Here is a 10,082-nt window from a genome sequence, read left to right as displayed (position 1 = left end):
CGACCACTTCACCGAGACAGAAAGAAGACTGTGAACGTCCCCGCACCTGCCGGTATCACGACCCTCGTCGCCTACGTCGCCACCATCCCCGCGGCCAACCTCGCCGTCACCCACTTCGGAGCCGTCCCCGTCGGCTTCGGCTACGCCGCCCCAGCCGGGGTATACATGGTCGGCCTCGCACTCGTCCTTCGCGACCTCGCCCGAGAATCAACCGGCCGCATAGCCGTCCTCGCGGCCATAGCCGTCGGCACCATCCTTTCGTACTTCCTCGCCGATCCGGCGCTCGCCGTTGCTTCGGCAGCCGCCTTCGGGGTCGCTGAAACCATGGACTTCGCCGTCTACGAACCTCTGCGGCAGCGTGGCCTGTTGATCGCGATGCTCGCCTCCAATGCGATCGGTCTGCTCTCGGACAGCCTCCTGTTCCTCAAGCTGGCCTTCGGCTCGTTCGAGTACCTGCCAGGACAGATCCTCGGCAAAGCATGGATGACCCTTACAGCAGTGGCCGTTCTGGCTCTACTTCGCCGACGGAAGCAAGCGACCGCCTGAGCCCGTTCCGCATCCGGTGCACCGGCGCCGAGGAGTGGTGCACCTTCACCGGCTCCCCGTCCCCGTGCCGTCCGTCCGCCTGGCGACAGTTCGCCGAGACGTTGTGCGTGGGGGGACTCCCTCGCGGTCCCATCGTTGGCGGATCGTGCGGGCGAGCGTCGGCCCGCCCGCTGTCTGCCCTCATCGCCGATTCTGCTGCCAGCCCGCGTTGAACGCGGGCTGGCAGCAGAGTCGGAAAAGATCTCGAAGAAGGCTGTTAAGGCAAGACCTCTCTGCCGCGTATGGGATGTGAGGGCGCATGTGCGCCCCATGGGCTTCGATCCGAGGGAAGCGTCCTGTGACTCTTATGGAGTTTGCCGACTACGTCACGTCCGGCACCGCCTTGGTGGCGGCGCTGGGCACTGTCGTACGCCGTCTACGGGTGCAGCGGCTCGCCGGCAGAGATCCGGGGGCTCGCGACGCGCGAGCCGGATGCGATCCTTCCGTGATTGCCACGGTTCTGCAGCACGTGCCCGACGGCGCGGTTGTGCGCTACCAGTCGGGTGATGGAAGCACTCTGACGGCATGGAAGGTGCCGCCGCAGTCCGCGCCTCCAAGGCAGGGGAAAATCCGCCCGTGGTGAGCAGCCCTGAGGACCGCCCTGATCCGAAGGCCCACCGAGAGCGGGTCCTGCACAAAGCGTATAGGGAGCACAACACCCTGATCATCACCAGATTACGAAAGGCTGGTCTGATGGACCTGGCTGGGGACATCGCTCACGAGGCATGGATCCGAGCCCTGCGGGACGAGCGCTTCGACCCCAACAGAGAGCCGCTGCCGTATATCTGGACGATCGCCCGGAATCTGGCGAAGGACCTTCTACGGCGCCGCGGGCGGGAAGTCCCGTTGGAGGTGCTCGGTGATGCCGCCACTCCGGAGGACGACACCTTGCTGCTGTGGCGTGAGGAGATCGACCCGGCGATCGCCACAGTCCGCTCCGCGCAGGGCCGCCAAGTGCTCATGATGCAGCGCGACGGTCGTGAGGACGATGAAATCGCCTCGCATCTGGGTGTGTCGAAGAACCAGGTGAGTGTGCAGAGACACCGGGCCCTGCGAGAAGTGAGACGGCACGTCGGGCTCGGCGAAGGGTCAAGTGGTGAGTGACGTGAATCCCAACGATTCCCAGCTCCCACCGAGCTGGACACAGGTGCTGGCCGAGTCCCAGTCCCAGACCGACTTCTGGGACCGCCCGTCAGGCGACTGGGGCAATTCGTCAACGGCTGTCGGCGCCACCCACGCTTCCGGGTACGGCGATCGGCGTCGCGACGCCAATAGCGCCTACCGCCTCGGCACGAAGGCATTGCGCCGCGAGGACTTGCCAACGGCCCGCCTTTGGTTCGAAATCGCCTCGGAGCAGGAACATCCAGGAGCGGCCTTCCGCCTGACCGCTGTTCACCTGCGGGAGCACAGGCAGGCCCCCCAGGATGGCCAGCTCTTGGTCATCAGCGCGCCCATAGGGGGAGGAAAGACCACCGCCTTCATGGCGGTCGAGTGGCTCTTTCGCGCTGCCCGGTGGGGCCACGGTGACGCGGCGCGCCTGACTGTCGTAGCGGAGCGTCTGCGTACAGCGGGGCTGGGTCGCGGGCGGGCGGAGGAGGCGTTCCTCGCGGAGACTCGTCTGGAGGATGCCGGGCAGGACGCCGTTCCGGGGGCCGGGGGCACAGAATCCGCCCGCGGCCACGCCCAGGAGGACACGGAGTTCTACGACGAGGTCCGCGAGCACATCTTCCTGCCTCTGATGGCCTCCCTGGGAACGGAGCGGCGCGAGCCTCAGAGATCCACATCGCCGGTCCATCCACGAGCTGACCTTGCCCTCAGCAGGCGGCTCACCAGCATCGGGGACGGCATCGCAGCATCCCTAGCCCGCTCCGAGAAAGCAGAGGAAGTACTGCGCGAGGTTGCCGGTGCCGACTCCGCGTCCAGAACGCGTCCTGCCTTCCGTGAGGCCATGGCGGCCACGGGCACCGATGCGTACGCCGCGATTCAGCAGTTGGTGCAGTACGCAAATCCATCGGCCGGCACCTCGCTGGAGGTCCGCGACCTCTACGGTGTCGCGTTCATCGGCACCCCTGTAGCCCCGCCCTCAGACATCACGACAGACGGCACCGCTCCGGGCCGTCGCACAGGGACCGCCAGGTTGCGTGTGGTGCGCCAGCCCGATCGGACCTCCGAACCGAGCACCTATGCCGACGGACCGGAGGGCGATAAGCGCCGAGCGTCCTTGGGGCGCTTCACCCTCCCCGATGACAGCATCCGTGAACTCCTGATGGACACGCAACTGTACAAGGACAGCGGATTGGCGGTCCGCGAGCTGTACCAGAACGCGCTCGATGCCTGCCGGTACCGCTCTGCGCGGCGCGAGTACCTAAGCCGGACAAACAGTCTCAGCGACCTCTGGCAGGGGAGGATTGAATTCACCCAAGGCGTTGACGAGCAGGGCCGCGCCTTCCTGGACTGTGTCGACAACGGGATCGGCATGGGGGAGGAGGAGCTAAGGACATCCTTTTCCCGAGTCGGGCTGCGATTCCCCGAACTGCCGGAGTTCCGGGAGGAGAAGGCCCAGTGGGAAACGTGTGAACCACCGGTGCAGATGTACCCCAACAGCCGCTTCGGCATCGGCGTGCTGAGTTACTTCATGCTTGCCGACGAGATCGACGTAACGACATGCCGCATGGACCCGCAGGGATTTCCCGGCCCAGTGCTGAAGATGACCGTGCCCAGCCCAGGGCAGCCAGCCAGGATCACCCGGGTGCGTACTCAGGGCACCATCCCGGGTACCCGGGTACGCCTCTTTCTCAGGGACGAACGGAATGCCCCCTCCTGCGTCGACGTGTTGGAGAAGGTCCTCGGTATCGCCGAGTACACGACCACGGCCCGACATGGCGACCGATCCGCATCATGGCAACCGCACGAACTGTGGCCCAGAAAGAAGGCACCGCGTCACCACGACGTCATCGACGTTCGTGGCTGGGTGGTCCACACGCTTGCCGGCCAAGTGGTCTGGTGCGAGTCCGGAGGAGCGCTCCTGGCCGACGGGCTGCTCGTACAGCCTTCCGTCCGCCATGGGGTGTTCGCCGACTCCCGGCGCCGGAACGCCCTGCACGGAGCCGTGGTCAACCTGACCGGCTCCCCCACACCCCCGCCCCTTTCCGTGGACCGCAAGCAGATCGTTGGGGACGTCTCTGACGAGGCCGGATCCCTCGTGACGAGGGCCTCCAGAGAACTCGTAACCACCCAGCGGGATTTCGTGACGGACCACTGGCTGGAGTCCATGGCCCGACAAAGTCCCAGACTTGCCGAGATCGTCGCCCGGGCGGCCTCAGAGGTGTAGCGAGGGAACGGCGGCGGCGACACCCACCAGCGCGACATCACGGTGGCGACGGCCGTCCTTGGGGCGACCGAGGATCGCAGCTTCGACACCGACCGCAAGAAGTCCGGTCCGGACCACGTGGCGGTCGCCCCCCGGGACGACCGGGAATCGCAACGGCTTCGGCGGCCTGTCCAAGGGCGCCACGCCAATGTGGCGGCCGTCTTTTGGGGCGACCGGCGGTCGCAACCGTAAGAGCGCTCGCGTCAAGGCAAAGTAACCATGGGCGACAGTGCTTCTCAAGCACAGGGTGGGAAACTGCACCTTTAGTGACGTTAGAAATCGGCGATGCCTTATAGCACCGGATCCCCGGTTAGCGAAACCGGGGATCCCCCGCACCCTTAGTAATCCACCGCCATTCCCTGACCACCACGTCGAAAGGCAGAGCCACGACGAAGCCCCACAACCGCATAGCCCGGCCTGCCGTCCACCGGGACAAGAAGCCACTACGCCGCGGCGTAGCTGAGGCGGAACAGGTCCTGGGCGCGCTCCAGGTCCCGGTCCGTGCTCAGCCGCACCTCCAGGTCGCCGGTTCCGTGGTGCCCGAGCCCCGTCACGTCCCGGGTGAACCCGGGGACGAGGTCGACCTCCTTGGGGTCGGCCTTGAGGTAGACCAGCAGCTTGGTCTTCTGCGGCGGGCAGACGCAGGCGAAGTTCCGCAGCCGCTGGTACGCCCGGTAGGTCCGGTTCTCGACCTTGGTGATGTCGTCACCGAGCCCGAGCAGTACCTCGTCGACCGCAGCCGCCAACTCCGTTATCGCCCCGTGTTCCCGACGGCCGCGCAGCGCCTCCACCCCGTGGCGACGCCGGCCTGCTGTGGAGACGGCAGTCTGGCCGGTGACGGAGGCGACCGTCTCAAGGCCGATGTGCTCGTTGCCGAAGAACCGGTAACGGACCAGGTCGATCGAGCGGCGGTGCTCGCGCACGGCATGAACGTCGTAGCGAGTGAAGTCGCCAGCCACGCAGATCAGCCTCGGTGCGCTCCACAGCACCTGGGCCGCGACCGCAGCCCCGAGCCGGTCGCGGACCAGGTGCCGGAACGCGTCCTTGTGGTCCATCAGCCACGCCATGTAGAAGAGACCCTGATGGATCACGCCTGCGTCGGTACCGCGCTTGTACTCCACGATCGCGGGCGCGTTGTTCTCGTCGATGCCCAGCGAATCGATGCGCCCGCCGTGGACGGGACCGGTGCTGTACTCGCTCGCCAGGAACCGCACCCCGAGCATGGTCTCCATGTGCGCCTCAATGAGATCCTGCACATCCGCCTCGACCTCAGCAAGACGCGGCGCGACCTCGGTCACGCCGCTGTTTGTCGTGTGGAACAGCTTCAGGCCCGACACCTTCCCCTCCTCAGCTCGGAGATCACCAACGCCGGGCAGGTGCAGGATTGTTTCCGCGGGAGGCTTCGGTGCCGTGAAGAAAGTGTGAGACTCTACGTTCGGTTCTGACTGGGGAGCGCTTGCGTCCCCTGGTCACCAGGGATCTAACTACACTGCCCCCATGCGTCCCCCGCGACCCGGGGGACAGGCTAGGAAGCTGTTTTCGCAGTTTCAGCCCCGTAGCTCAGTGGATAGAGCAGGTGCCTTCTAAGCGCCCCACTCCATTCTTCACTCCCTCACCTGCCGTGCCCCTCGACGGCCCACGTCGGAAGAGCAAGGCAGCCTCGCCTCGCTTTGCCGACCACCCCTGACAGGTCTGAGATCCCGGATGCGGGCGACATCAGACCGCCGCACAGGTGACGATCGAGTTGCATCAGTAAACGGTCAGTTCCACATCCTGCCGATGAACGAGCGAGCCGCACTTCTGTTCCGGGAAGGCGTCGACATCCCCCACCCAGGGAGCCACGCGGGAACCCTCCTGGGGCTCACACCCCGGTCGTGAACGCGCCGCAACCCGTCCAACGAGGGGCACCGCACGGTCTGCAAGCGATCGACATCGGCGACATCCACGACCGGCACATACGAGGCACGGCAGGGTGACTATTGACCCTCGGGATCAGCGAAGAGCCGCCGACGGACCCGCTCAAAGCCTGGTTGGCAGGCGACCTTCCCGCACCTGATTACTCGTCAGAACATGCGTCAAACGTGCGTCAAACATACGCCGCATGCGTCAAACATGCGTCAAGATATCGCCCGTAACGCCCACAGTGCACATAACGCACACTGTCTAAAACGGCAGGTCAGGCGCCTTTTCCGGCAGGCTCAAGAATCGCCACGCACTCCACATGGTGCGTCATCGGAAACAGATCGAACGCCCTGAGCGTCCGCACCCGGTACCCGTTCTCCCGGAAGTACCCCAGGTCGCGGGCCAGCGCGGCCGGGTCGCAGGCCACGTACGCGATGCGGCGGGCCGCCAGGGACGCGAGGTGCTGGACGGTCTTGCGGCCCGCCCCCGCACGCGGCGGATCCAGGACGATGAGGTCCACCTCCGTGATCCCCGTACGCGGCAACACCGCCTCGACCTTGCCCTGTTCGATCCGCACCCGCTCGAACTCGGCGAGGTTGTGCCGCGCGTCCTCGACCGCCCGCTTGCCGGACTCGATGCCGAGGACCGCACCCTTGTCGCCGACGCGGTCGGCGAGGGCGCCCGCGAACAGCCCCACACCGCAGTAGAGGTCGAGCGCCATGTCGCCCTTGCGGGGCAGCAGACCCTGCATGACGGCCTTGACGAGGGTGTCCGCGGCCTTGGGATGGACCTGCCAGAAGCCACCGCTGCCCACCCGGTACGTACGGTCGTCGGCGCGCTCGCGGACGAAGGGGCGGCCGTGGACGCGGTGCACGCCCCCGTCCTTCTCCTCGACCCGCATCACGGACACCGGCTTGTCCAGCTCGACCAGCGGCAGCCGCGCCCCGGGCCGGGGCTCCAGAATCACCTGACGGTCCTGCGACCCGGTGGCCGCGATCGCGTCGATCGACGCCATGCCCGTCCAGTCGCGCTTCTCGATGCCCAGCTCGGACACGCCCGGTGCCGCGATCATGCAGTGGTCGATCGGCTCGACCTCGTGCGAGCGGTGACGGCGCAGACCGGCGCGCCCCGACTCGTCCACCGCGTACTGCACCCGCGTACGCCATGCGGGGACCTCGCCCGCCGGCAGCTTGTCGCCCTCGGCCGGCATCACCGTGCCGTCCCAGCCGGCCTCCTCGGGGGTGAGACCCGCGAGGCGCCGCAGCTGCTCGGTGATGACCTCGCCCTTGAAACGGCGCTGGGCGCCCGGCTTGGCGTGCTGCCAGTCGCAGCCGCCGCAGCGGCCGGGGCCGGCGTAGGGACAGGGCGCCTCGACGCGGTCCTTGGAGGCCGACAGGATCGAGACCGCGTCCGCCCGCAGGAAGCGCGCGCCCTCCTCGCCGTCGGTCACCCGCGCCACGACCCGCTCACCGGGCAGCGCGTGCCGGACGAAGAGGACCTGTCCCTCGGCGGTACGGGCGATGCAGTGGCCGCCGTGGGCGACGGGGCCCACCTCGACCTCGTACTCCTCTCCCACCAGCGATTTCTTCGGTTCTGCCTGCATGGTGGGGTGACTCCAGAAGAGAGGAAAGCGGAAACGGCCGGACAACAGCCCACCAGTCTACGTGGGTGCTCTCCGACCGTTGACCACGAGCGGCGGCTCGCGGGCGAGCCCCGGCTTCGCCGGGGTCAGCTCTTGTCGGCCGAGGACTTGTCCGGGGACTTGCCCGAAGTCTTGGCCGATGACTCCTTGGGGCGCTCGTTCGCCGGACCGCGCCGTACGGACCCCGGCGCGCTCCAGTCCTGCCGCTTGCGCGCCCGGCGCTTGGCGACCTCGGAGGACTCCAGCTGATAGGGCACGGAGGTCACCATGACACCCGGCGTGAAGAGCAAGCGGCCCTTGAGCCGGAGTGCGCTCTGGTTGTGCAGCAGGTGCTCGTACCAGTGGCCGACCACGTACTCTGGGATGATCACCGACACCGCGTCGCGCGGGGACTCCTTGCGCAGCCCCTTGACGTACTCGATCACGGGCCGCGTGACCTCGCGGTACGGCGAGTCGAGGACCTTCAGCGGCACGTCGATGCCACGCCGCGTCCACTCCTCCTGGAGCGCCTTGGTCTCCGCCGGGTCGACGTTGACGCTGAGCGCCTCCAGCGTGTGGGAGCGCAGCAGTTTGGCGTAGGCGAGGGCGCGCAGGGTGGGCCGATGGATCTTGGAGATCAGGACCACCGAGTGGACCCGGGACGGCCGGACGACGTCGTCGCTCGGGCCGTCCGGTGCCGCGATCTCCGCGGCGACCCGGTCGTAGTGCTTACGGATGGCCGTCATCGTCGCGTAGAAGATCACCATGCCGAGCAGGGCCACCCAGGCTCCGTGCGTGAACTTGGTGCCGAGCACGACGATCAGGACCAGCCCGGTGAAGAAAGCACCGAAGGTGTTGATCGCTCGGGAGCGGACCATGTGGCGCCGCTTGGCCGGGTCCTTCTCGGTGCGCAGATGGCGGTTCCAGTGCCGGACCATGCCCGTCTGGCTGAGCGTGAAGGAGACGAAGACGCCCACGATGTAGAGCTGGATCAGACGCGTGGAGTCGGCGCCGTAGATCCACACCAGGAGCACGGCGGCGCCCGCGAGGAGCACGATGCCGTTGGAGAAGGCGAGACGGTCGCCGCGGGTGTGCAACTGGCGCGGGAGGTAGCGGTCCTGGGCGAGGATCGAGCCCAGCAGCGGGAAGCCGTTGTACGCGGTGTTCGCGGCCAGGAAGAGGACCAGCGCGGTGGCGGCGGCCAGGACGACGAAGAAGAAGGTGCCGTCGCCGAAGACGGCCGCCGCGACCTGGGAGATCACCGGGTTCTGGACGTAGGAGTCGCCGACCGGGGTGCCGTCGCGCAGCAGGTCGGCAGCCGGGTTCTCGGCCATCCGCACGTTGGTGGCCATGGCGAGGCCGATGATGCCGCAGAACATGGTGACGGCGAAGAAGCCCATCAGGGCCAGAGTGGTGGCCGCGTTCCTGGACTTGGGCTTACGGAAGGCGGGGACGCCGTTGGAGATCGCCTCGACACCGGTGAGCGCGGCACAGCCGGAGGAGAAGGCACGCAGCAGCAGGAAGACCAGCGCGAAGCCGGCGAGCCCCTGATGCTCGGCCTTGATCTCCAGGTCGGCGGTGGGCGCCCGCATCGTGTCGTCGAGGACCAGTCCGCGGAACGCGCCCCAGGCGATCATCGTGAAGACGCCGACGACGAAGACGTAGGTCGGGATCGCGAAGAGCTTCCCGGACTCCTTCACCCCGCGCAGGTTCATCAGCGTGAGCAGCACGATGATGCCGATCGCGCACAGGACCTTGTGCTCGACGAAGAAGGGGACGGCCGAGCCGAGGTTCTCCACGCCGGAGGAGATGGACACGGCGACGGTGAGGACGTAGTCCACGAGGAGCGCGCTGGCGACGGTGAGGCCGGCCCTGGGGCCGAGGTTGGTGTTCGCCACCTCGTAGTCGCCGCCACCGCTCGGGTAGGCGTGCACGTTCTGCCGGTAGGACGCCACCACGGTGAACATCAGCACGACGACCGCGACGGCGATCCAGGGGCTGAAGTGGTAGGCCGACACGCCCGCGATGGAGAGGACCAGCAGCACCTCGCCGGGTGCGTACGCCACGGACGAGAGCGGGTCGGATGCGAAGACGGGGAGTGCGATGCGCTTCGGCAGGAGCGTTTCACCCAGCCGGTCGCTGCGCAGAGCGCGCCCGATCAGAATCCGTTTGGGCACGTCGGTCAGTTTGGACACGCAGAGGATCGTAAGCGCCCCGGCTGGTTCTGGGCACATCCGGGTGAAATCCCGGCGGGCCCCGGGGTGAAATCGGACCGCCGACGACTGCGAAGTGCGTCACGTCACGCATCCTCCGGTGTGATGGGCTGCGTCCTTACGTCTGTATGACGAATCCCGTCGAGATGAGGGATCCCGTCGCCCTGAGGAACCCAGTGGATCCCGTGCACGTGCCCGTGTACCGCGTGTGTACCGGGCATCCGACGGAACCCATGACGTTCTCGCCCCCTCTACCTACTCCCTGGAGGCCCCATGCAGGCCGCGACCGCTGAGCTGATCGGCGCTCTCGCCTCCCTCGTCGGACTCGGCTTGCTGACGAGGGCCAGTGTCCGCCGGATCAGCCGGCGAAGTCCCACGATGTGACCCGTCG

6 protein-coding genes are annotated in these 10,082 nt (G+C 67.3%); 3 read left to right on the top strand and 3 right to left on the bottom strand.

Features of this window, described 5'->3' with window-relative positions:
- Nucleotides 1-30 precede the first annotated feature (30 nt).
- The 3 genes from GWK25_RS09780 to GWK25_RS09770 all read left to right on the top strand — a co-directional run bounded on the left by GWK25_RS09780 (nucleotide 31) and on the right by GWK25_RS09770 (nucleotide 3,916).
- Complete coding sequence (locus GWK25_RS09780) at nucleotides 31-546, top strand: VUT family protein (RefSeq protein WP_215449391.1); 516 nt, start codon at nucleotides 31-33, stop codon at nucleotides 544-546.
- Between the two features lie 564 nt (nucleotides 547-1,110).
- Nucleotides 1,111-1,689, top strand: a complete 579-nt coding sequence (locus GWK25_RS09775; protein ID WP_215449390.1) for an RNA polymerase sigma factor — start codon at nucleotides 1,111-1,113, stop codon at nucleotides 1,687-1,689.
- The gene (locus tag GWK25_RS09770; RefSeq protein WP_215449389.1) at nucleotides 1,682-3,916 is read left to right on the top strand and encodes a hypothetical protein; all 2,235 of its coding nucleotides are present in this window, start codon (nucleotides 1,682-1,684) and stop codon (nucleotides 3,914-3,916) included. The genes GWK25_RS09775 and GWK25_RS09770 overlap by 8 nt, the downstream gene beginning before the upstream one ends.
- A 482-nt stretch (nucleotides 3,917-4,398) precedes the next feature.
- Here GWK25_RS09770 and GWK25_RS09765 read toward each other — a convergent pair whose 3' ends face one another.
- From GWK25_RS09765 to GWK25_RS09755, 3 genes are all read right to left on the bottom strand, one after another.
- On the bottom strand, nucleotides 4,399-5,292 hold the full coding sequence (locus GWK25_RS09765; RefSeq protein ID WP_215449388.1) for a DUF5655 domain-containing protein: 894 nt from the start codon (nucleotides 5,290-5,292) through the stop codon (nucleotides 4,399-4,401).
- Between the two features lie 839 nt (nucleotides 5,293-6,131).
- Nucleotides 6,132-7,460, bottom strand: coding sequence for a class I SAM-dependent RNA methyltransferase (locus GWK25_RS09760; RefSeq protein ID WP_215449386.1), 1,329 nt, complete (start codon nucleotides 7,458-7,460; stop codon nucleotides 6,132-6,134).
- A 125-nt stretch (nucleotides 7,461-7,585) separates the two neighbouring features.
- Complete coding sequence (locus GWK25_RS09755; RefSeq protein ID WP_215449384.1) at nucleotides 7,586-9,673, bottom strand: APC family permease; 2,088 nt, start codon at nucleotides 9,671-9,673, stop codon at nucleotides 7,586-7,588.
- Nucleotides 9,674-10,082 lie beyond the last annotated feature (409 nt).

This window comes from Streptomyces sp. ATCC 21386, assembly GCF_018728545.1.
Taxonomy (GTDB): Bacteria; Actinomycetota; Actinomycetes; order Streptomycetales; family Streptomycetaceae; genus Streptomyces.
This window is presented reverse-complemented; position numbering and strand designations above follow the sequence as displayed.